17 protein-coding genes are annotated in these 22,699 nt (G+C 39.3%); 6 read left to right on the forward strand and 11 right to left on the reverse strand.

Going from position 1 to position 22,699, the window contains the following annotated elements; genetic code table 11:
• Positions 1-81: 81 nt before the first annotated feature.
• From hypA to hypF, 8 genes are all read right to left on the reverse strand, one after another.
• Complete coding sequence (gene hypA, locus PSE60_RS00740; protein ID WP_210837683.1) at positions 82-423, reverse strand: hydrogenase maturation nickel metallochaperone HypA; 342 nt, start codon at positions 421-423, stop codon at positions 82-84.
• Positions 416-907: a hydrogenase-2 assembly chaperone gene (hybE, locus tag PSE60_RS00745; RefSeq protein ID WP_210837681.1), complete on the reverse strand. Its 492-nt coding sequence runs from the start codon at positions 905-907 to the stop codon at positions 416-418. The genes hypA and hybE overlap by 8 nt, the downstream gene beginning before the upstream one ends.
• The gene (locus PSE60_RS00750) at positions 897-1,394 is read right to left on the reverse strand and encodes a HyaD/HybD family hydrogenase maturation endopeptidase (protein ID WP_210837679.1); all 498 of its coding nucleotides are present in this window, start codon (positions 1,392-1,394) and stop codon (positions 897-899) included. The genes hybE and PSE60_RS00750 overlap by 11 nt, the downstream gene beginning before the upstream one ends.
• Positions 1,394-3,097, reverse strand: a complete 1,704-nt coding sequence (gene hybC / locus PSE60_RS00755; protein WP_272664308.1) for a hydrogenase 2 large subunit — start codon at positions 3,095-3,097, stop codon at positions 1,394-1,396. Before hybC ends, PSE60_RS00750 begins: the two co-directional genes overlap by 1 nt.
• Positions 3,094-4,281, reverse strand: coding sequence for a Ni/Fe-hydrogenase cytochrome b subunit (gene hybB, locus PSE60_RS00760; RefSeq protein ID WP_210837675.1), 1,188 nt, complete (start codon positions 4,279-4,281; stop codon positions 3,094-3,096). Before hybB ends, hybC begins: the two co-directional genes overlap by 4 nt.
• Positions 4,265-5,251 carry a hydrogenase 2 operon protein HybA gene (gene hybA / locus PSE60_RS00765; RefSeq protein WP_272664309.1) on the reverse strand — a complete coding sequence of 329 codons (987 nt, stop codon included), beginning with the start codon at positions 5,249-5,251 and terminating at the stop codon, positions 4,265-4,267. Before hybA ends, hybB begins: the two co-directional genes overlap by 17 nt.
• A gap of 2 nt (positions 5,252-5,253) precedes the next feature.
• Positions 5,254-6,372 carry a hydrogenase 2 small subunit gene (gene hybO / locus PSE60_RS00770; RefSeq protein ID WP_210837671.1) on the reverse strand — a complete coding sequence of 373 codons (1,119 nt, stop codon included), beginning with the start codon at positions 6,370-6,372 and terminating at the stop codon, positions 5,254-5,256.
• A gap of 590 nt (positions 6,373-6,962) precedes the next feature.
• Positions 6,963-9,257, reverse strand: a complete 2,295-nt coding sequence (gene hypF / locus PSE60_RS00775) for a carbamoyltransferase HypF (RefSeq protein WP_272664310.1) — start codon at positions 9,255-9,257, stop codon at positions 6,963-6,965.
• 488 nt (positions 9,258-9,745) lie between these two features.
• Here hypF and PSE60_RS00780 point away from each other — a divergent pair, with 488 nt between their 5' ends.
• Positions 9,746-10,675 carry an MBL fold metallo-hydrolase gene (locus PSE60_RS00780; protein WP_196718185.1) on the forward strand — a complete coding sequence of 310 codons (930 nt, stop codon included), beginning with the start codon at positions 9,746-9,748 and terminating at the stop codon, positions 10,673-10,675.
• A gap of 90 nt (positions 10,676-10,765) precedes the next feature.
• On the opposite strand, the gene PSE60_RS00785 is transcribed toward PSE60_RS00780, so the two are convergent.
• On the reverse strand, positions 10,766-12,484 hold the full coding sequence (locus PSE60_RS00785) for an arylsulfatase (protein WP_231136910.1): 1,719 nt from the start codon (positions 12,482-12,484) through the stop codon (positions 10,766-10,768).
• 660 nt (positions 12,485-13,144) lie between these two features.
• Here PSE60_RS00785 and PSE60_RS00790 point away from each other — a divergent pair.
• Genes PSE60_RS00790 through PSE60_RS00800 form a run of 3 tightly spaced genes read left to right on the forward strand, consistent with a single transcriptional unit; the run spans position 13,145 to position 16,617 of the window.
• Positions 13,145-14,497: a hypothetical protein gene (locus tag PSE60_RS00790; RefSeq protein ID WP_196718187.1), complete on the forward strand. Its 1,353-nt coding sequence runs from the start codon at positions 13,145-13,147 to the stop codon at positions 14,495-14,497.
• A gap of 28 nt (positions 14,498-14,525) precedes the next feature.
• On the forward strand, positions 14,526-15,407 hold the full coding sequence (gene surE, locus PSE60_RS00795) for a 5'/3'-nucleotidase SurE (RefSeq protein ID WP_272664311.1): 882 nt from the start codon (positions 14,526-14,528) through the stop codon (positions 15,405-15,407).
• Between the two features lie 31 nt (positions 15,408-15,438).
• Positions 15,439-16,617, forward strand: coding sequence for an anaerobic sulfatase maturase (locus tag PSE60_RS00800; protein WP_196718189.1), 1,179 nt, complete (start codon positions 15,439-15,441; stop codon positions 16,615-16,617).
• An 80-nt stretch (positions 16,618-16,697) separates the two neighbouring features.
• Here the strand turns inward: PSE60_RS00800 and yidA are convergent, their stop codons facing one another.
• Together yidA and PSE60_RS00810 are read right to left on the reverse strand one after the other, a co-directional pair.
• Entirely contained in the window at positions 16,698-17,507 is an 810-nt protein-coding gene (gene yidA, locus PSE60_RS00805; RefSeq protein WP_036958009.1) for a sugar-phosphatase, read from the reverse strand.
• Positions 17,508-17,633: 126 nt separating this feature from the next.
• A complete protein-coding gene (locus tag PSE60_RS00810; RefSeq protein WP_196718190.1) occupies positions 17,634-18,461 on the reverse strand; it encodes a PRD domain-containing protein in 828 nt (275 codons plus the stop codon).
• Between the two features lie 734 nt (positions 18,462-19,195).
• On the opposite strand from PSE60_RS00810, the gene PSE60_RS00815 reads away from it, so the two are divergent.
• Complete coding sequence (locus PSE60_RS00815) at positions 19,196-21,112, forward strand: beta-glucoside-specific PTS transporter subunit IIABC (protein ID WP_272664312.1); 1,917 nt, start codon at positions 19,196-19,198, stop codon at positions 21,110-21,112.
• A gap of 17 nt (positions 21,113-21,129) precedes the next feature.
• Positions 21,130-22,611 carry a glycoside hydrolase family 1 protein gene (locus PSE60_RS00820; protein WP_272664313.1) on the forward strand — a complete coding sequence of 494 codons (1,482 nt, stop codon included), beginning with the start codon at positions 21,130-21,132 and terminating at the stop codon, positions 22,609-22,611.
• The last annotated feature ends 88 nt before the right edge of the window (positions 22,612-22,699 follow it).

Below are 22,699 nucleotides of genomic sequence, written 5' to 3' on the forward strand. Positions count from 1 at the left end.
TCCCAACCGCTAAATTGTTAAATTAGATTAATACATAATCTATTGAGTCTGGTTGATACACCTCAAAGTCAGTTCAAAAAGCTATTCCACTTCCAACTCTTTGATACGCAAACTCTCCCCACTCTCAACTTTCAGGTTCAGCCCCTGACAGCGTGGACAAACCGATTGGTGGCTGTCTACTTCCACCGTTTCACTACAATCCCAACACCATGCTTGTGCGGGCGAGTAAATGATGTGGAGCTGGCAGCCTTCTGCAACCGTACCACGGCAAACGACATCAAAACTGAAGCGAAATGCACTCTCTTCAACACAAGAGAGCGCACCAATTTCAAGCCAAACACCAGTGACTCGGTTAACTGCATTTTTTTTCGCCTGCTGTTCAATAATTTCTATCGTACTTTGACATAACGAAATCTCATGCATCCTGCCCCCTTAAGTGACGGGTAAACAATGCCCTGCGTTCAGGTGCTTGAGGAATATTTGGGTCACTCACTGGAAGCGATAACAAAATTCGCTGACAATCATCCACCAAGTGAATACCTTGCTCCGGTGTCATTTTCTTTTCTAATGGCGACATTAATGAGCAAGCAACATATTGAGTTAAACCGTCTAATTCACCCACGGTATACGTCATTTCACCATAAGGGAGGATTAACCCAACCTTGTCACCGACCACGCGGCGAGGCCAATATTGTTCAGGCCCCGGTAGAATAATCGCACTGAGCATCCATGGCGTGATCACCACGCCCACCCATTGCCCGTCAAACAGTGTAAATTCACTGGCATGCACTGGCATCGTCGGATGCAAAAATGACAAATCATGCATTGATTGTTCAGCAACCCGCGTAAATGCGGCCTCCACCAGAGGCCGAGGGTTAGTGTCATAACCTAAGATTTCATCCGGCATGCAAACTCTCTTCTTTTGCTATGATTTCCAAGCCTTCGCTTCGCAAAACCTCAATGACCTTTTGTAAGGCTGGCTCTAAAGCGGCCTGCCCAGTTGCAGTCAAACCAATATGCGGTTCGAGAGATTCAGGCACAACGCCAACTAATGTTAGCCTCTGTGGAAATTCATCGGTTAAATGCAAAGCTGATAGCACATCTGATAAACCGAGTTGATGCGGGGAAATTTTACGCGTAAATAGCGCAGGAACTTCGTCATCGCGCAAGACTAAAATCGAGCCAGCCTGCTGGCTCGATAACACGACGTCGGCAATAATTAAATGGTCTCTATCCGCCATTGGGCCAATCAATTCCATTCCTGCCGTTCCACCATCAAGTACTTCTACGCATTCAGGTAGATGATAGCGCTGTTCTAAAGCCTCAACGATGCGTACCCCAATTCCTTCATCACTGAGCAGTATATTGCCAACACCTAAGACTAAAATACGCATTACAGCACCTTAACCTTAGTGACTTCGCCACCTTCAGGGTCAACAATATGTACAGCACAAGACATACAAGGGTCAAATGAGTGGATGGTTCGCACCACCTCAAGGGGTTTAGATGGGTCAGCAACGGGAGTTCCTACCAATGCTTGCTCGTAAGGACCCGGCTCATCATTGAAATTACGTGGGCCGGAGTTCCAAGTAGAAGGTACTACCGCTTGGTAATTTTCAATTTTACCGTCTTTGATCACCACCCAATGGGATAACAAACCTCGAGGTACTTCACCAAAACCAACACCTTTAATGGTGGCATTTTCTGGGAAGATTGGTTTTACAAAGGTGGTGTGATCCCCTTTTGCGATGTTGTCCACCAGCGCTTGCCATTGAATTGACAAGGTTTCATTCAGTACACAACAACGAACACTACGTCCGATAATCCGCCCCAATGTTGAATGCAGTTGATCCACACTAATACTGTTACCTGTCAATGTTTGATACAGGTTTACCACATCATTAAAGTGTTTTTCCGTTGGCTCGTGTTTTGCCGCTAGTTTGCACAGTAAGTCTGCTAATGGCCCCACTTCGACGGTTTTATCATAGAAAGTCGGTGCTTTTACCCATGAATATTTACCGTCATCATCCCAGCCAGTGTAATCAGGGTTGGTGGTGCCTTCCCACGGTGCTTGAGGTTCATTTTCTTTGTACCATGCATGTTTGCTACTTTCTTTGATGCCGTTGATCAAATACTCATCTGTATGGCTAGTAATGGGGCGATAAGTACTAAAATCGCTGTTTTCCAGATAACCCCCCGGTAATAAGAAGCTCCCATTTTTACCATCCATTGGCATTTCAGGCATGCACATGTAATGTTTCGCGCCTTGACCGACTTCGAGCCATTCAGGGTAGCCTGCTGCAATCACCGCTGCGTCAATTTTATACACTTGCTCAATAAAATCCCCTAAACGATCAATAAAGGATTTCACATACATCAAACGTTCAAGGTTCAGAACCCCGACACCATCAAGATTGATAGGGTTTGCAACACCACCAACTGCAAGGTTTTGAATATGTGGTGTTTTCCCCCCTAATAACGCCACAATACGGTTAGCATCTCGCTGACATTCAAGGGCTTGTAAATAGTGGGCTACGGCAATTAAGTTCACCTCAGGCGACAGCTTCATCGCTGGGTGCCCCCAATACCCATTAGCAAAAATACCCAATTGCCCACTGGCAACCAGTTTTTTAATTTTATCTTGAACTCGTGTGAACTCTTCTGGGCTATTCAGTGGCCACGTCGAAACACCTTTCAATATTTCGGCCGCTTTATTTGGGTCTGCGTTCAGCGCAGAGGTGATATCCACCCAGTCTAACGCAGATAATTGATAGAAATGAACAATATGGTCTTGAATGGTATGCGCGGCTAGAATCATATTACGGATATACTGTGCATTCACTGGGACATCAATATTTAAGGCACTTTCAATGGTACGCACCGACACAATACCGTGCACTGTGGTACAAACACCACAAATACGCTGCATAATCATCCAGGCATCACGGGGATCTTTCCCTTTGACTATCTCTTCCATACCACGCCACATCGTGCCTGAAGCCCAAGCCTTGGTGACTTTTCCATCTTCAATTTCACAATCAATGCGTAAATGACCTTCAATACGAGTGACTGGGTCTATTGTTATACGTTGGCTCATGCTTTACCTCGGGCCTCTGAATGGCTCATCGTTGTTTTTTTCAATGCTGGAATAACAGGTAATAAGCGGATCAATAAGATATAAGCGCATACCTCTATTGCCACGAAACCTATTGAAATTAAAAGTTCTTCTGTTGTTGGGAAGTAGTCGTATCCGCCTCCGGGGTTGAATGCAACGAGGGAATAGCTCATCCGCCACATAGCAGCGCCAATCAACATGCTTAAACCGCTTGCATATAACCACCGCGAATCATTTCTTAGTGATGACATGCGGAAAATAATCAATGGGAAAACCATTAATGCGGTTTCTATCCAGAACATCATGGCGTAGAAATCGGTATTGAAGATATGGTGCAATTTATCTCGATAAATCAGCTCACCAAAACGACAGACTAAAAACAGCACTAACAGTACCTGCAAGATACGAGTGATACGAACAAACAGTGGCCGTTCATCTGCGCCCTGCCCACGTAATGCGGCTTGGAGTAATGACCCTTCAAAAATGACAATCGAAAAGCCCATAATGAATGCGGTCAGTAATGAGAGTAATGGCAGCATTTCATAACTTTGCCAAATAGGATGAACTTTATACCCTGCCGAAATCATCAATGAACCCATTGATGATTGGTGCATCATCGGCAATAACGCTCCTAGTGCAATAATGAAAAACATCACTTTATTTAAGCGTTTTAACGAAACTTTCCAACCAAAACGTTCACACAGTGCAGGAGCAAATTCCAATGCCATCACACCAATATAAATCGTCATACAAACCGCAGTTTCAAATAGCACCGAATTGGTGTTAAAGAAACCAGGAATGTAAAAGTAAGGCAAGTTCCAGTAGCGACCTACGTCAATAGTGATGGACAAACCACCAAGAGAGTAACCGAACAAACTGGCTAATAGTGCGGGACGCACTAACGGATGATATTCACCGCGGTTAAATACATATACCGCCCAAGCCAGCGCCCAACCGCCACAAGCAAAACCGGTTCCAATCAGTAAGTCAAAAGCAATCCAAATTCCCCAAGGATATCCACCATTTAGGTCAGAAACTGAGCCCAGGCCGAAGACTAAACGTTTAACTATCAAAATGACACAAATCAGCACTAAGGGCCCAAAGACCATGATTGGCCAACTGACTAAACGCCCGCCTAGCGGCTGTTCTTTATGATGCGTCGTCATTTGAGTCATCTCCTTCGTGTTTGTCATTCTTGGTATTGCGATACACCAAGAAACTCAACCCAGCCAACGCAGCCAATGGCAGTACCATGCCTTTATAAAGGGTATGCTGCACATACTCAGAGCGGGCTCCGGTGGACAACTGTTCTAACTCCGGTAGTCCTAGATTTTGATAGGGTACACCTGAAAGAACAATGACTTGTGTGCCGCCGCCTTCGAGCTCGCCATAAACATGAGTCTCATATTTCGGCACTTTAATAACATTCGGGTCATTGCTGTGTAAGGTTTGTCGTGGGTAACCGTACTCATCCCCCACTTTGAGTGTTAAGCGTTTTTTGGCTTCCGCGAGCAATTCTTCTCGTGTTCCGAAAATCACCGCACCCGTTGGGCAAACTTCCACACAACCGGGTAAGCCGCCTTTATCTAAACGTTCGACACCTTTTTGGTTACATAACTCGCATTTATGAATTGCGCCAAATTTGTCATCGTAGGCATATTTCGGAATATTAAATGGACACGCTACCATGCAATAACGGCAACCAGTACATACGCTGGCGTCGTAATGAACAATGCCGGTTTTTGGGTCTTTCTTCAGGGCTTGAACTGGACAAACCGACACACAGTTCGGGTCAACACAATGCATGCATTGTTTTTTAATGTAGGCGTAACCATCTTTTTCTTGGTCTTTATGAACGCCGGTTCCACTACTCCAAACCTGAATAATATTGTTGGTATAAGGGGTTAGTTTGTCATTATTTGACCAAGTTTGTTCTCCAACCGGGTTACGTTCTGGATGGTTAATATCTTGGCATTTTGTCACGCACGCCTGACACCCAATACACAGAGTCGAGTCATATAGCATCCCCAAAGAATTGGGAATCGGCGGGCGGTTTTCGGGCCCCGCCAAACTGGGTGAACTTCCCGCAAGTAATGCTCCCCCCGCGGAGAGTTTCAGAAAATTTCGTCTATTCACGGTTATTCTCCCCGTGAGTCAGTATCTTGTTGGCGTTTTTGACGGCCTAGTTCACGTACCGCCATCACACTGACTCCAGCCACTAACCCAACAACACCGCCGATTAACCCCACAGCAGTAGATGAAATTTGGCCACCTTCACGGTTATTGACATCCGGTTTATCCGCCCTTGGTGTTGGGTTTTCCACGCTCGCCAACTGATGGATCGCTTTGTGAAAGCCGACATTTTCCTCATTACAACCATAACAAGGATGACCAATTGCCACAGGCCAGACACCGCCAACATCACAGAATTGCAATGTGGAACAATTCCCGTAAGTTTCAGGCCCCTTACAACCTAAATGGTATAAACACCAACCTTCACGATGACCATCATCACCGAATTCTTTTGCGAAGCGGCCTGCATCAAAATGAGGGCGACGTTCACAGTGTTCATGAATTAAACGACCGTACGCGAACATTGGACGATTTTTGCTATCCAATTTTGGTGGGCGATTAAACGTAATTAAATGCGCGACTGTCGCAAGAAAATTATGAGGATTCGGCGGACAGCCTGGAATATTGATAACTGTTTTATCTTTAATCACTTGGTTTAAACCCACAGCGCCGGTTGGGTTATCACCTGCCGCAGCAACACCGCCCCATGAAGCGCAAGAACCAATCGCAATCACGGCTGCGGCGTGTTCAGCCACTTCACGAATATGCTCAACAATCGGCTTACCCGCTACCATGCAATAAATACCGTTATCTTTGAGTGGGATAGAACCATCGACCACTAAAACATATTTTCCTTTGTACTTTTCAATTGCGTTATGTTTGTTTTGCTCAACTTGCTCACCAAAGGCAGCAGACAGCACCTCGTGGTATTCCAATGAAATGGTATCGAGAATTAAATTTTCCAAAGTAGGATGGGTGGAACACAGCAAAGATTCCGTACACCCCGTACACTCTTGGGCACCAATCCAAATGACTGGTGGCCGTGCTGGGTCACTAATAGATTCCGCAATTTGGGCAGCAGCCTTCCCGCTTAATCCCATTGTCGCGGCCAGTGCTGTACATAACTTCATAAAATCACGGCGGTTAATGCCATGCGAAGAAATAATAGAGTTGTCTCCTATCATTCTTTTTTCCTATTATTATGGGTGGCTTAGAACCTATTCATTAGGCAATTTTTGTTTATTATCTTGAGGTTATAGATACCACAAAGCCCTGTGTACAAATGATATACACACGTTTGGCTTGTGTTTATCTATTTAAGAAGCCAACAAAACCAAGTCTAATGAAATAAATTCTTATTTAAGTAACCTGATGCATAAATATAAAATAAGATCCTATTCCTACCGTGCCTAAATCATTTGATCTTCATCAAGAGGCAATAAGAAATTTTATTTTTTTTATATATTTGCTAGAAAAATCGATTCAGTAAACTGTATTGAAAAAAGAAAAGAAATATAAATAAATGAATTTAATTTTCAATAATGCGTTATATATCACATCATTTTAAATATAAAATTCTTTTATTTTCATTACGATATTGAAATTTATTATTGAAACTTAATTAATTAAACGGAATGAGTGTATTAATAATAAACAATCTATTAATATAAACATGAACATGCTAAATAAGAATCAATATCAAAAAATCAATATAATCTATTAATATAATAAACCGTAAAATTATAGGTAGATATACAATCTTTTAAATATAATACTACCCATCAATAATAGATTCATGTTTCAATATTGCAGAAGCGATAGCTACCTGCCCAAGTGATAACCCCCCATCCCCCATGGGAAATTGTTTTGCATATAACACATCGAACTCAGATAGATTATTCACTAATAGCTCTCGCAGTAGTTGGTTATGAATCACACCACCCGACAAAACAATTTGTTTGCTACCATATTGGTTCGCTGATTTCCTAGCAAGCTCGGCAAAACCTTGCGCTAATGCCACATGGAATGCATGTGCCCGTTGTGGTTTAGGCGCACAATACGCCATCCATTGTTGCCAAAATGTGTGTAGATCCAATTGTTGACCAACTAATGGCATAGTGACCGGATGCGAGATCACGGGTGACTTCATTGCAATCGCCTCAAGTTGGCAAGCGGCTTCCCCTTCCCAACTAGTTTGCGCCGTACAAATACCTAATGCTGCAGCAACCGCATCAAAAAGCCGCCCAGTGGATGAAGCCATTGGGCTATTAATTCCTTTTTCAATTGCTTTTTGTAAGCCCTGCCAAGGAAATGACATTAAATAAGCAGCGCTTTCTTGCTTTTGCCACTGGGGAACAAACTGTAAACAATGAGCAAGGAAATTACGCCAAGGCTGGCGAGAAGCTAATTCCCCTCCCGGTAGTGCTACTGGAGGTAACCCCCCTAGATATTGGCTGGACTTATAATCCACCAGTAAGCATTCACCTCCCCATAAGCGGTCGTTATCACCATACCCCAACCCATCGAGAGCTAACCCAATAACTTTATTACTGTTTAATGGTAAGCCATGTTCGGCCATTACCGCAGCAATATGCGCATGATGGTGCTGCACTTTTAGTAATGGAATTTGTAATTGCTGTGATAACGCCTCCCCATAGCGCGTACTCACATAACTAGGATGCCTATCACTGACTATCGCTGCTGGCGTGAAACGATAAATAGATTCAAATAATACAATCGCAGACTGATATTGTTCGAAAATGTCCATGTCATCAAGATCGCCAAAATGTTGGCTCATTACTGCACTTTTGTCTCGCAATAAACAAAAGGTATTTTTAAGATCCGCCCCTAAGGCCAGTATTGATGGCGAATTTTCAAACCCTTCAGGTAAATCAATGGCATCAGGAACATAGCCCCGCGCACGGCGGAGCATTTCCGCTTTCCCATCATGATAACGCACCAATGAGTCATCTGCGCGTTGGACAATATCGCGGTTATGAGTGAGGTAAAAGTCAGCGATATTGGCTAAATCAGCCAGAGCAGCTTGCTCACTCAACACAGGGGGTTTTCCTGATACATTTCCTGACGTCATCACTAGTGGGCGATTAACTTGTGCCATCAATAGGTGTTGCAACGGATTAGACGGCAACATGACACCGACTTCCGCTAGGTTTGGTGCAATATATTGGCTTAGTTCAGAATTTTTCCAATTTTTAATCAATACAATCGGGGCTGCTGGACTTTTTAATAATGCACGTAGCCCATCACTAGGCGGAATATTGTGCAACTCTAACCAATTCAGTGATGGGATCATTACCGCCAGTGGCTTAGTTGGGCGGCATTTACGAACGCGTAAAGCCTCGACAGCCTTATCATGACTCGCATCACAAGCAAGGTGAAAGCCCCCGATCCCTTTAATAGCAACAATTTTCCCTGCCAATAGCTGCTGAGCTGCCAAGAGTAATGCGTTCTCTTTATTTGCAGTCGTTTTTCCTGATGAGTCGCATAATTTAATTTCAGGACCACACACCGCGCACGCATTGGGTTGTGCATGAAATCGTCTATCTGCTGGGGATTGATATTCCTCTAAACAATTTGGGCACAAGGGAAAATCAGCCATTGCGGTATTGGGCCTATCATAAGGCATATGACGAATAATCGTAAAACGCGGGCCGCAATGCGTGCAGTTTGTGAATGGGTAATGAAAGCGCCTATTCGATGGGGTGAAAAGCTCTTGTTGGCATGCATCGCAAGTGGCGGCATCAGGGATCACTTGGGTATCCATTTTGCCTTCACCACTACGGCGAATAGTAAATGCGTTGGGTAATTTATCCCATTGAAATGGTTGCGGTTCAATACTTTCTATGTGGGCTAACGGTGGGCAGTGTTGGTACAATAACTGGGTAAATTCAGTGATATCCGAATCAAGACATAAGCGCACTAGCACCCCTTCGCCATCATTACAGACATCACCTAATAGTTTGCATTGGTGGGCTAATTGCCAAACATAGGGGCGAAACCCTACCCCCTGAACTTTCCCTTTGATGCGTAACTGTATACCACTTTTCACTGAGATATCCTCTTACCACTGTAAGGATATTTTCGCGCTAAAACATAAAAAAAACTTCACTTGAGATCAAAAAAAATCGTGTAAATACAATTGGCAGGTTCGTTTTTTAAAAAAAACCGATTCAGTTATTTAGTAATACAATAATGATTACATTAAAAAATAGAGCCTATCATTTATTCATTAAGAATTCTAAACAGTCTTAAATATAAACTTAAAATCCAATTTAACTTGAATGTGTAAACAATATAACTTTCTCTATTAAATAATATTAGAATTATAGCCAATTTGATTAATTATTTTCAGAATTATTCTCTATAATCAACATAAATAACCTTTCTAAATCATTCACCTAGTCCATAAGAACGATAGTATCCCGTCATACATAAACGTAGACTCATTCATATATTAACAATATAGCAACATCTTGGGATAAATGAATATTATTCATAAAAAAACTCAATCTATTAATAATATAAATAGGTGATATTTTGAAATTAAAACAACTTTTCGTTTCTCTTTCTATCGGTGCTGCGCTGTTTGGTGCTAGCCATCTAGCTAGTGCAGATGAAATTATTACGCTTGGAACAAAAGGCGGTCCTTCCTTATTAAATGAAAAACGTTTGCCGCAATCTACAGCATTTATCAAGAACGATAAAATATACCTATTTGATGCAGGATACGGAGCAAGTTTGCGATTAGTTCAATCAAAAGCCCCATTAAAAAACCTTGATTCTATCTTTATTACCCACCTTCACAGTGACCATGTTGCCGATTATCCAGCCCTACTGTTAAATGCCTGGAACAGCGGTTTAAACCATAATATCGCTGTTTATGGCCCTGTTGGAACGGAAAGTATGACAAAAGGTGTTTGGGATACTTTTAGTCGCGATATTGATTTACGCGTTAAAGATGAAGGTAAACCTGATTTGCGTCAAATGGTTACAGCAAAAGATATTCAAGAAGGGCCTGTACTCAAGAATGATGATATCGAAATTAGTGCCTTATTTGTTCCACACCCACCTTTTAACTCAGACGAAGCCCTCGCTTATAAAATACAATCTGGCGGAAAAACTATCGTTATTACCGGTGATATGATTGATAATAGCCAAATCATTGAATTTGCTAAAGATGCTGACTACTTAATCAGTGAAGTTGTCTTAGTTTCTGGGGTGGAAAATTTAGCAAATCGTATCGGCAACGGCTCAACGCTGGCAAAAGCGATTATTTCTCACCATACGACCGCAGAAGATGTTGGCAAAATAGCCCAACAAGCCAATGTAAAACACCTTGTCCTAACTCACTTAGTTCCTGCCGATGACCCATCCATCACCGACGATGTGTGGATTGATGAAGTAAGAAAACAATACTCAGGCCCAGTAACGGTCAGTAAAGACTTACAACGTTTTGAAGTGAAATAAGGTATTTCAATAATAAAAAGGTATTGATATTCAATACCTTTTTATATCTATTTATTCAAATATTAGCGTACAGAATAATAGCAGTGAAATTTAATCACTAATAAATCCATCTTCCATGCGATTAAAGTTGTAGAAGAATTCAGAAGGGTCTACGACAGCTGGGTCGCTATATTTTCTGGCTTCATCCCACCACAATTGCTGTAATTCTTTCAATTTTTCTGGGTATTTCTGTGCTAAATCTGTTGATTCAGAAAAATCTTCTGCTGTATTAAACAGTTGCCATTGGTCATCATTGTAGCTGGTGTTATAACGGTGCAATGCGACCGCTCTCCAGTTACCCTGAGTAATAGCTCGCTGACTACGCAATTGAAAATACTGCACATCACGGGTTTTTGCGTCATCCGAATTTAATGTTTCTAAGAAAGATTTACCGGCCACAGGAATTTGTTTTACGCCATCAACCTCTGTTGCAAATGACGTTCCCGCCGCCTCTAAAATTGTAGGGGCAATATCAATAACACTAACATATTGAGAGCGAATACTATTTGGTTGTTGTATATGACTAGGCCATGACACAATCAGAGGGGTTCTAACACCACCTAAATAAGGCCACAGTTTATAACGCTTAAAGGGTGTTGCCCCCGCATACGCCCAAGGGCGCTGATATAGCATGTCCGTTTTTGGTCCACCGGCATCATCAAGGTTATCGTACATTTCTTTAACCGTTGTTTTATCCATATATGCCGTTCTAAAACCACCATTTACCCCGCCTTCTGGCGCGGCGCCGTTATCTGACAATAAAATAATTAACGTATCATCATATTGGCCTGTTTCTTTCAAGTAGTCGACTAAACGGCCAATTTGTTCATCGGTATGAGTCATAAAACCAGCATAGGTTTCCATAAACCTTGCATACACTTTTTTCTGCTCAGTATCGAGTGAATCCCAAGCTGCGTCTCCTTTCTCCCTTACCGGTAAAAGGGTATTTTGTGGAATAATGCCTAACTTCTTCTGTTTTTCAAACCTATCTAAGCGCAGTTGATCCCAGCCTTGATCATATTTGCCACTGTAATTTTTAATATAAGATTGCGGCACATGATAAGGCGAATGAGCTGCGCCTAAAGCCAAATAAATAAATTTCGGTTGTTCTGATTTCTGATCAATACGCTTAATCGCATGGTCGACTAAATCAACCGATAAATGATATTCAGGATGATTAGGCGGGGTAATTTTTTGGTTATTTTCGACTAATGCAGGTTTATATTGGTTGGTATGACCGCTTAAAAAACCATAGAAATAATCAAATCCACGCTGTCTTGGCCAAAAGCTCTGATTACGAGCTAAATCATCTTTATAATTTGGTGCCAAATGCCATTTGCCCAACGCATAAGTATCATAACCTGCAGATTTCAAGGCTTGAGCAATATTTTGTGCATTTTCAGGTATTTCCCCACTCGTTGCTGGCCCTGTACCATGAGGTGTTTCTTTCGATGGCGCATTCACATTATCCGGTGGCAAATCTTCCATATTGACAGTTTGATTGTTTCGTCCTGTAACGATAGCCGCGCGAGTTGGCGCACTAATCGCACTTGTATCAAAGCGGTTATAACGCACCCCGGATTCTGCCAGTGCATCAATATTTGGTGTTTTGATCTCTGAACCAAAAGATCCAAAATCAGCAAAACCAACATCATCAAGCACAATTAAGATCACGTTCGGTGGCTTTATATTCGACGCAGTATTTTCAGCTGCGGCATGTGTAGCAAAAGATGCCGATAGCATCAATGCGCCACTTAATGCTGTACTCATACACTGTCTAAGCGGGTTTGGCTTGTGTGGTAATTGTAAAAAATACCGTTTTTTAGTTTTTCTTGTTTCTTTATTCGACCGCTCTTTATTAGACATAGTGCCTCACTTATAAAATACGAGTTAGTAAAAAACAACTCACATTCGGATTAAAAGGACAAAAACAAAAAAACCTGAGACCTATAACATCCAATGCTATAAGTCTCAGGTTTTTGCCTAGTCAAACTAGTAACACACCCAGAATGCCACTATCTAATCAAAATAAATTAAATTCACAATCTATTATTTATATATTTGTGAACAGCATCAAAACTATTACATCCATTAAATTCTTATAATTAAATAAATTCATAGAGTTGTAATTAATTTAACTCATATCTATTTTATTTACTTCAGGAGCTCTATTTATTAAAATCAGTGGTAGCTCACAATTTCAATCATTATATATTGTAATAAAAAATAAACCCGTTTTAAATATGTAGCAATTGGTGTGTTACTAGCTTGACTAGGCAAGAACCTGAATTTTTATACGTTTTATCAAATCGTATAAAAATTCAGGTTTTTTTTTGCCTAATCTTCTTGCTCAGTAACCCAATAAAATTAAAACCATAAAAAGTAACAATTAAAATAATATTGCTAATAATCAAGAATAAAGGTTGGTATATGAAAAAAGTTAGACTACTAAAATATCTGAAAGGGTCAATGCTCATCCCAATATTATTCTCTTCTATTGTAGATGCTAGAGAATATAAATTTATTGATAGCCTAAGTAATGAATCGTTAATCAAAGACAGTAAAATGGATTTATTTCTCAGAAATAGATTAAAATATTTAAACGAAAATGAAGTTGGGCCAACCTATATCCATACTGCATGGGCACAAACGATTGGATTAAATTATCAATCAGGTTTATGGAAAGAAACTCTGGGTTTTGACGTTTCTTATACTTATGTAGCTAAATTAGGAGCCAGTGATTACTTTGCAAGTAGGGATTTATTATGGAACGATGGTTCTGGATTTAAATCTTCAAATGCTGAAAGCTTCAAAAAATTTAATAAACGTAATATTAAATTACAATTAGGTGACGATAAAGAATTAAGCTTTAAAGCTAAATATGGCTGGCAAGCACCGGGGAAATATACTGTATTAAAAAACTCTTATGAATCATCGGAAAATAGCTATTTAGGCTATACAGGTACGTTAAAATATTATGATATCTCAATTGATACATTATATATTGATAGTGTAATGGAGCGAGCTTCCCCTAACAAAGAAAAGCTACGCAGTAAGAGCAATGAAGCAGTTGAATATATAGCAGCAGGGGGGCTTAATTATAAAACAAAAACCTTAAATGCAACCTACAATTACGGATATGCAAAAGATTATATCGATCGCCATTTCATTGATTTTAACTACATGCCACGTTCAGATATTACACTCGGTTTTCGAGCCGTTGGTAATATTCCTCAGGAAATGTATAAAAATATGCCTTCCTCACGGCAGGCTGCAAATGGCAGCTCATGGGTATATGAAGGTACGGCCAAATGGCAATATGATGCCCTAGGAATGAAAGTGGGTATTGGGTACACCGATGCCGCTAAAAATGATGGGTCACTCGGTTACTTTGACCGACATCCTGTTAAAAACGTTCGCTGGCGTTTAGACCCAATGTCTTCCGCAGCCTATCATTATCAACGTGACGGAGAGCTCGCTCTCACAGGATTGATTGACTATAAATATGCTGAAGACTTTTATTCCGCAATACAATTAAATTATGGCCAGTTCGATTTTAAAAATAACAAAATTAAAACAGGAGAAATTAACCTTATCAATGCATGGCAACCAAGTGATCCACGGTTAAAAAATTTCACAATGTTTACTAAATTAACCAAAGCTTGGTTATATCAAACAGAAGGGAATCGAATACAACCCGCCTTTGATAATAATGGTCATTATATTAAAAGAAATTCCATCGCAGTAGATATTATTTTTGACTATAAATTCAATATATTTTAATACCACTAATCATGTGTAGAGATGAAAAATGAAAAAAACTATTTTAGCTGTCAGTTTACTCGCACTATTTGGACTTCAAGCCCAAGCATCCACAGAAAAAATGCGAATTTTATTGGTTAATGATGATGGTTGTGATGCATTTGGTATCACTGAATTAAAGTCACAATTAGATTCTAAAGGCTATGATGTTTGGCTTGTCGGCCCAGCAACAAATCAAAGTGGAATAGGGACGGCTATTACATTCAAAGCAGGGAAAGAATTCGATGTTAAAAAAGTCGATGAGCGTACTTATTGTTTTCCTGGTACACCGGCTGATTCTCTCGATTTCGGTTTACAGGGGTTATTACGGGAAACACCACCAGACCTTGTCATTTCAGGGGTCAACGATGGTCCAAACACCGGAACGTCACAACTTAATTCAGGAACAGTTTCAGCTGCTGCACGTGCTGTACGTCTTGGCTACCCAGCGATAGCCGCCAGTATTGGCTATATTATGACTGAAGAGGAAATGAAATCTGGCTGGCCAAGTACCCATAAGTATTGGCCTGATTCTGTTACTTATGTTGTTGAGCTAGTTGATGACCTAAATAAAAATTGGGTTTCAGGGCAAGCCATACTTCCGGCAAAATCAGGGCTCAGTATAAATTATCCCGCTTTAGCTAAAGATAAAATTAAAGGTATTAAATTTGTGGAGAATGAATATGCCGTATCCCCACAAATTTTATATGAAATAACACCGGAAGGAAAAGCAAAACAAATTATTAATCCAGAAGCATTAAAAATAAGAAATGATGATTCTGATACAGGATACCTTGATAAAGGTTACATTACTTATACTATATTTGATGGTAACTGGAATGCCCCAGATGAAAAAGTTAAAGAGTATCAAAAAATCCTTAATATAAAATAGGATTACAATTCTAATAAATAGAGGCATAAGTATGAGCAATACAAACCCAAATTTTCAATTGATGGCAAAGCCTTCAGGTTCAGTATGCAATATTGATTGTACTTATTGCTTCTATTTAGAGAAATCGAAACTGTACCCAAATAGAAAAAATCAATGGCGAATGAGTGACGAGGTTTTAGAACAGTATATTCACACCAATATAGAGCAACAACCTGCTGATGTTGTTGAATTTGTTTGGCAAGGTGGAGAACCCACTCTCCTCGGGTTAGGCTTCTATAAAAATGCCGTCGCACTGCAGCAAAAATATGCAGGCAAGAAAAAGATTACTAATTCATTTCAAACTAATGCACTCAACCTTGATGATGATTGGTGCCAATTTTTTAAAAGGCATCATTTTCTATTAGGGGTGTCAATCGATGGTGACCGTTCTTTTAACGACGAATATCGTTTAACTCGTTCAGGAAAAAGCACCTTTGACCGCTTACTTGCCAGTATTGAACTGCTTAAAAAATACCAAGTTGATTTTAATACACTAACGGTCGTCAATAATTTCAATGTAGATAAGCCGATTGAAATTTATGAATTTTTAAAAAGTATTGGTAGTTATTATATGCAGTTTATTCCTGTCGTTGAACGTCAAGCACAGCAAGCAACAACGGAGGGGTTATCATTAATTTCCCCTGAATTTAATGGAACAGCAAAGGTCACGGACTGGTCCGTCGATGCAATAAAATATGGCCAATTTCTTAATGATATTTTTGACCATTGGCAAGAGAACGATATTGGTAAGGTATTTGTCATGAATTTTGAGCAGACCATGAGCCAAAGCCTTGGTTTGCCGAGTAGCTGTGTAACCAGTGAAAGCTGTGGAGCTAATTTAGTTTTAGAAGCAAATGGCGATCTATATTCTTGTGACCACTTTGTTTACCCTGAGAATAAAATCGGCAATTTAATGGTAGATGCAGTCTCTAATATGTTGAAATCAGATAATCATCAACGCTTTTCATCACTTAAAAAAGAAAAGATTAGCGCAGACTGCCTACCCTGTGAATTTAAACCGTTATGTCACGGCGGCTGCCCAAAACATCGTTTTTTACTTGATTCAAAAAGGTTACCAAAGAAAAATTATTTTTGTGATTCCTATAAAATTCACCTTTCTCACTCTTTAGGAAAAATGAAAGCTATTTTAGAAGGATTACAAAAAAACTAATCCCCTCGTTCTATGTATTAGACAAAAAACCCAGTAAGCGTTACTGGGTTTTTTAACGACTTACTTATCTTTAGGCGCTCTTATAATGCGTATTTCTCAATCGCCTTAGCGACGCCATCAGAATCATTACAACTCGTAACCCCCGTAGCACGCTGCCTTAATTCTTCCGTTGCATTCTCCATTGCAATACAAATTCCTGAGACATCAAACATAGGCAAATCATTATTTTGGTCACCAATGCACATGATTTCGTGTTTATATAAATCTAATTGTTGTGCAAGTGCTTGGATTGCTAGCCCTTTATTTGCATTTTTATTTAAAACTTCTAAAAAATAAGGCGTGCTTCTAACTAATGTATATTGCTGAAAATAATTGGATGGTATCTTTTTGATAACACTAGATAAATAGTTTTCTTCAGAAGAAATCATTAATTTCGTAAATAAAATATCTGAGGGCATCTCATTCATTGGTACATAATGGATTAATGTATTCGAAAGATAAGCTTCATGTGTCGTATAAAAACCAATAATTTTATTTGCAGTAAAAATTTTATTATCACCGAGAGCATGTAAAGAAAGGGCTAATTCTTCCGTTTGAGCATAAATTTTCTTATAGTCATCAATATCTAATAAAAAATCGATAAGATGATTACCATTTGAAGCATCATGAATAACGCTACCATTATTACTAATGCAGTAGTTTCCTGGCTTATCCAAGCCCAACTGTTGTAAATAGGGTTGAATACCTGAATAAGGTCGGCCAGAAGCTAGAATGATCTGTATGTTGTTTTTCTGTGCTTGTTGAAGAACTGATTTAATATTATCGCTGATTTGATGATGAGTATTTAATAGCGTGCCATCAAGGTCGATAGCAATTAATTTTACAGCCATACGATTTTCCTTTTCTATTCCCATTTAAAATAGCAACACAGTATTTTACAGTGGGAGAATATGACGTAGGTTAATGCCTAGCCTTGCCAGTTACACACCTATACTAAAAAAATGTTAAAGTAACGTTCAAACTGAATGTAGCAGCCTTTCTATGTGTAATGCTAAATAGATAATTTCCTCACGAGAGACAGGAATAGCATATTCAGACTGTATCAATGCAGCTATTTTTTTTGCACAGGCAAAATTTTTCAGTAATTCCTTTTCAACGAGTTCCTCAAGTACCGAATTAAATTGGCTACTTTTGTCATGATTTGCTTGGCAGCGGATCAATAAATACTTTAGATGGTTAATAAACCGAGAAAAGCTATCGGCATCGGTATTAACTTGAATATGAAAAGAATAATTTATGATATTAACAATCTTATAAACCGTTTGCGTGAATTTTAACGTATCCCCTACGCTTTTATTATTTAACTTCGCATTGACAAAATGTAGCGCAATTAACGATGCTTCACCCGGTGGTAGGCTAACCCCTAGCTTTTCATTAATATAATCAACGGCCACTTTCCCTGCAATAAATTCAAGGTGATAAAGATAGGGAACTTCATAGAGAGAAATACTCATTTCTCTATTTTTACTTCGCTCAATAGCAAATGTAATATGTTCAGATAATGTAATGACTAAACTGTCACTTAATTTTGCATTTAAAATCGGTTTACATTTATTAATCACTTCAAGTGTTAGCTTTATTATCCCAATCGGAATATTATCGACAAAATTATGAATATCATAGTCATGGGGCTTACTAAAAAGCTCATCCCCCTCAGTACAGTGGTAGTTTTGACCTGCCTTTGAATTAAATCCAATTCCTTTACCAATTATAACGAATTCTTGTTGGGCATCATTATCCACAAGTATCACATTATTATTTATAACTTTTTTTATTATATACATATAGAGTACTTCCATTTTTATAAGTTATAAATGCAAAAAACCTGAAATGACATGAAGTAAACTTCAGCCTCTTCAGGTTTTTGCCTAGTCGAGCTAGTAACACACCAATTACCTGTAGATATATCTTTTCTCCTTTTAAAAAGCAAGATACATCGGTGCTTTTTGTGATCAATAGCTGAGTAGAAACTCCTAATTATTTTAGAGGAATGCTTTTAGTTTAGAGGAATGGTTTTAGTCATCGACTCGTTGTAAATAATACCTTCACAATTAAATTGTAAGAGAAATTTAAGCTTAGATATAAGCGCATCTCTGTCGCACGGATCACAAATTTATTAATCAACGATTGTCTTTCATTCATAAAAATCTTATAACGTAATGGTAGGTCTGTAACTAGCTAGACTAGGCAATAACCTGAAACAGATTGAATTTAATTAATTCAATGGTTTCAGGTTTTTTTATTCCTAAATTTTGAGGTGCAGACAACGACTTTATAAATAGTAATGATTATAAATAATAATGTTTTTTCAGAACGAACGATAAAATTCATTATTATTTGTAAAAAATGATAGAAATTAGCATTACTCATTAGGTTGTTTGTAAAAATAAAATGAGTCAGGCATAAACTTAAGCTTGAAATATAACAGGTGTGTAACTGGCAAGACTAGGCATTAACCTGAACAATACTTCCAATTAATTTCGGGGGGCATTGTTCAGGTTTTTTTATAGGTATACTTATGGAAAGTAGACAAGTTGCAGAACAGATCATCACGCTTATTGGTGGTCAAAAAAATATTAGTCAGCATTGGCATTGTATTACACGCTTGCGGTTTAACCTGCACAATAATGATCTTGTCGAGGTTGAAAAATTACGTGATATCCCTTGGGTATTGGGCGTTAACTTCCAAGGTAATCAACTGCAAGTCATATTGGGAAGCCACGTCACCCACGTCTTTACCGAGCTACATAAAATCGTTGAGCCAAATGGCTCTCCGCTCGAAGAAACTCAGCAAGAAGAAATAGTAGAACCGAAACAAAATATTATTAATACCTTTTTTGATTTTCTTTCAGGCATTTTTACCCCTATTTTACCCGCTATTATTGGAACCGGGTTATTGAAGGGATTACTTGCGCTTTTTGATATTTTTGGCTTTATACCTAATGGTAGTTCAGAATACCGAATTCTCTATACAATTTCTGATTCAGCATTTTACTTTTTACCTATTTTACTTGCATTTTCTGTCGCTAAAAAATTTAAAACTAATGAGTATATCGCCGTCACATTGGCATTCATCCTTGTTTACCCGATGTTTCAAGGCGAGCCCACAATGTCTTTCTTTGGCATTAATATCCCTAACATTACTTATAACTTCACCGTTATTCCGATTATTTTAGGTGTATGGTTATTAAGCTATATTAGCAAATGGGTTGAAAAAATAATCCCTGCTAGTGTAAAAATTATTTTTGCGCCACTACTTGTTTTAATTATCTCTTCGATTATCACTTTGTCATTATTAGCACCGTTGGGCTACTACGTTGGCGAATATTTACAACAAACATTCTCATATTTATTTGATGTTGCAGGCCCTATCGCTGGTTTCATCATGGGAGGATGCCTATCACTGCTAGTGATCACAGGGATGCATTATGCCTTTTTCCCTGCCACATTTTCTAATTTTAAAACATTGGGTTATGACTTTGTCTTATTACCAATTAGTTTATCCAGCAACCTCGCACAAGCAGGAGCAACATTAGCTGTCGCGATTAAGAGCAAAAATACTAAATTAAAGTCCATCGCTTACTCCTCATCCCTTTCTGCGGTTTTTGGTATTACAGAGCCTGCAATTTATGGCGTTACCATGCGTTTGAAAAAACCATTTTATGCGGCATTAATTGGAGGAGCCGTGGGAGGCGGAATTATCGGTACATTTGCAGTCAAAGCGTTTGCTTTTAGTATTCCTGGAATTACGGCCTTACCCACTTATGTTGAAGCGGGAACCAATAACTTCCTGTTTGTTTGTCTCGCTGTCATCGTCAGTTTTTCTTTAGCATTTATTATTACACTTTCATTAAAACTTGATGAAACGGGACTCTCTCCAAATAAAGAGCCGACTTCACCTCATAACCTAGTTTCGTCAAATAAGAATAATAGCGAAGAAAATACTCTATCAACACACGCTCAAAACGATAAAAAATTAATCAATCTTAATTTATTCGCGCCAATTTCAGGGGAAACACTGGCACTAGAACAAGTCCCAGATACTGTTTTTGCCAATAAAATCATTGGAGATGGTATTGCCATCCTTCCTTCAGATAACAAAGTTTATGCTCCCACGGATGGCATTATTTCCATGGTCACCCCGAGCAAACATGCCATCGGTCTAACTACCCATGAGGGGTTAGACATCCTAATTCATGTAGGTATCGATACCGTTTCATTAAATGGTGAAGGTTTCATTCTCCATGTTAATGAAAAAGACAGCGTTAAAGCTGGAGACCTACTCATCGAGTTCGATATTGAAAATATAACTAAACATTCATTATCAACAATCACCCCAGTTTTGATAACCAACTTTGACGAGTTCAGTGAATTACAGGTGACAAATCAGAAACATGTCACAAGTAATACCACAACACTGCTCACCGTTAATTGATTCAGTAAGAGGATATTATGAAATTAGATACCAAAAACATTAGCACAATCGGTTTTCCCAAAGGTTTCTTATGGGGCGGCGCAACAGCGGCTAACCAAATCGAAGGCGCTTTTGACCAAGGTGGTAAAGGATTATCAACTTCAGACGTTGCCGCCTATAAAGACCCTTATGCAGATGGTTCCGTCAATAACTTTACGTTTAACGTTACCTCAAAAGAGTTGGAAGAATATTTAAAACCCGAGTGTAAAGCATTATTCCCGAAACGCTGGGGAATCGACTTTTATCACCGTTATGAAGAAGATATCGCATTATTTGCTGAAATGGGTTTCAAAGTATTCCGTTTATCTATTTCTTGGGCACGCATTTTTCCAAATGGAATTGATGAGCAGCCAAATGAAGACGGTTTAGCCTTTTACGACCGCGTATTTGATGAGTTAGCAAAATATGGCATTGAACCACTGGTGACACTTTCTCACTATGAAATGCCATTAACACTGACACAAAAATTCAATGGCTGGCAAGATCGCCGCCTAATTGATTTATTCGTAAAATTCGCAACTACTTGTTATAAGCGATATGAATCAAAAGTAAAATATTGGATCACGTTCAATGAAATGAACATGAACCTGAACAGCTTATATACGGGTGCAGGTACATTACCTGATACCGTTAAAAATGTTGAAGAAGCCGCATACCAAGCGTCGCATAACCAGTTTGTTGCCAGTGCAATTTCTATCAAACTGGGTAAACAAATGATGCCTAACGCCAAAATTGGCTGCATGATTTGCCGCTTAGAAACTTACGCTGAAAGTTGCAACCCAGAAGACCAGCTACAGGCGTTAAAAGAAGACCAAATCAACCTATTCTACCCTGATGTTAGTGTTCGTGGGGAATATCCTGCTTACATGCTACGTTATTTCGAAGAAAATAATATTAATATTCAAGTTGAACCGGAAGATTTTAAAGTATTAAAAGAAGGAATTGCAGATTTTATTTCGCTCAGCTATTACATGACCTATGTCACTAAAGGTGGGCCAGACGCGAAAGAGTTATCAGGTCACTTAGTCAGTAAAATCAAAAACCCATTCTTAACACAATCCGAGTGGGGTTGGCCGATTGACCCAACAGGCCTTCGCATTACCCTGAATAAACTGTGGGATCGCTACGGTGTTCCTCTGTTTGTCGTCGAAAATGGCTTAGGCGCACGTGACACGCTAAACCCAGATGGCACTGTTTCTGACCCATATCGTATTGAGTATATTAAAGAACACGTTATTGCCATGAAAGAAGCCATTCGTGATGGTGTGGATTTAATAGGATATACCACTTGGGGCTGTATTGACCTGATCAGCTGCGGTACCTCACAAATGACCAAACGTTATGGCTTTATCTATGTAGAACAAGATGATGAGGGTAATGGTTCTTTAAAACGTATACCGAAAGACTCTTTCTATTGGTATCAGCGAGTCATCGCTTCTAATGGTGAAAACCTCGAGTAAACCTTAAATTTAACTTATTTAACCGAATACGCCCTCGATAGCTTATCCGCTCTTGAGGGCTATTTTATTGGTATGACTAGCCTTCAAC

Origin of the sequence: Providencia sp. PROV174 (assembly GCF_028480685.1) — a bacterium.
Classification (GTDB): domain Bacteria; phylum Pseudomonadota; class Gammaproteobacteria; order Enterobacterales; family Enterobacteriaceae; genus Providencia; species Providencia rettgeri.

Bases quoted from the DNA above. Each gene is read 5' to 3' on its own strand.
- hybO (WP_210837671.1), bottom strand. From the start codon at position 6,372: ATGATAGGAGACAACTCTATTATTTCTTCGCATGGCATTAACCGCCGT.
- yidA (WP_036958009.1), bottom strand. From the start codon at position 17,507: ATGGCTGTAAAATTAATTGCTATCGACCTTGATGGCACGCTATTAAAT.
- PSE60_RS00820 (WP_272664313.1), top strand. From the start codon at position 21,130: ATGAAATTAGATACCAAAAACATTAGCACAATCGGTTTTCCCAAAGGT.
- PSE60_RS00800 (WP_196718189.1), top strand. From the start codon at position 15,439: ATGAGCAATACAAACCCAAATTTTCAATTGATGGCAAAGCCTTCAGGT.
- PSE60_RS00785 (WP_231136910.1), bottom strand. From the start codon at position 12,484: ATGAGTACAGCATTAAGTGGCGCATTGATGCTATCGGCATCTTTTGCT.
- PSE60_RS00815 (WP_272664312.1), top strand. From the start codon at position 19,196: ATGGAAAGTAGACAAGTTGCAGAACAGATCATCACGCTTATTGGTGGT.
- PSE60_RS00790 (WP_196718187.1), top strand. From the start codon at position 13,145: ATGAAAAAAGTTAGACTACTAAAATATCTGAAAGGGTCAATGCTCATC.
- surE (WP_272664311.1), top strand. From the start codon at position 14,526: ATGAAAAAAACTATTTTAGCTGTCAGTTTACTCGCACTATTTGGACTT.
- PSE60_RS00810 (WP_196718190.1), bottom strand. From the start codon at position 18,461: ATGTATATAATAAAAAAAGTTATAAATAATAATGTGATACTTGTGGAT.
- hypA (WP_210837683.1), bottom strand. From the start codon at position 423: ATGCATGAGATTTCGTTATGTCAAAGTACGATAGAAATTATTGAACAG.
- hybE (WP_210837681.1), bottom strand. From the start codon at position 907: ATGCCGGATGAAATCTTAGGTTATGACACTAACCCTCGGCCTCTGGTG.
- hybB (WP_210837675.1), bottom strand. From the start codon at position 4,281: ATGACGACGCATCATAAAGAACAGCCGCTAGGCGGGCGTTTAGTCAGT.
- PSE60_RS00750 (WP_210837679.1), bottom strand. From the start codon at position 1,394: ATGCGTATTTTAGTCTTAGGTGTTGGCAATATACTGCTCAGTGATGAA.
- hybC (WP_272664308.1), bottom strand. From the start codon at position 3,097: ATGAGCCAACGTATAACAATAGACCCAGTCACTCGTATTGAAGGTCAT.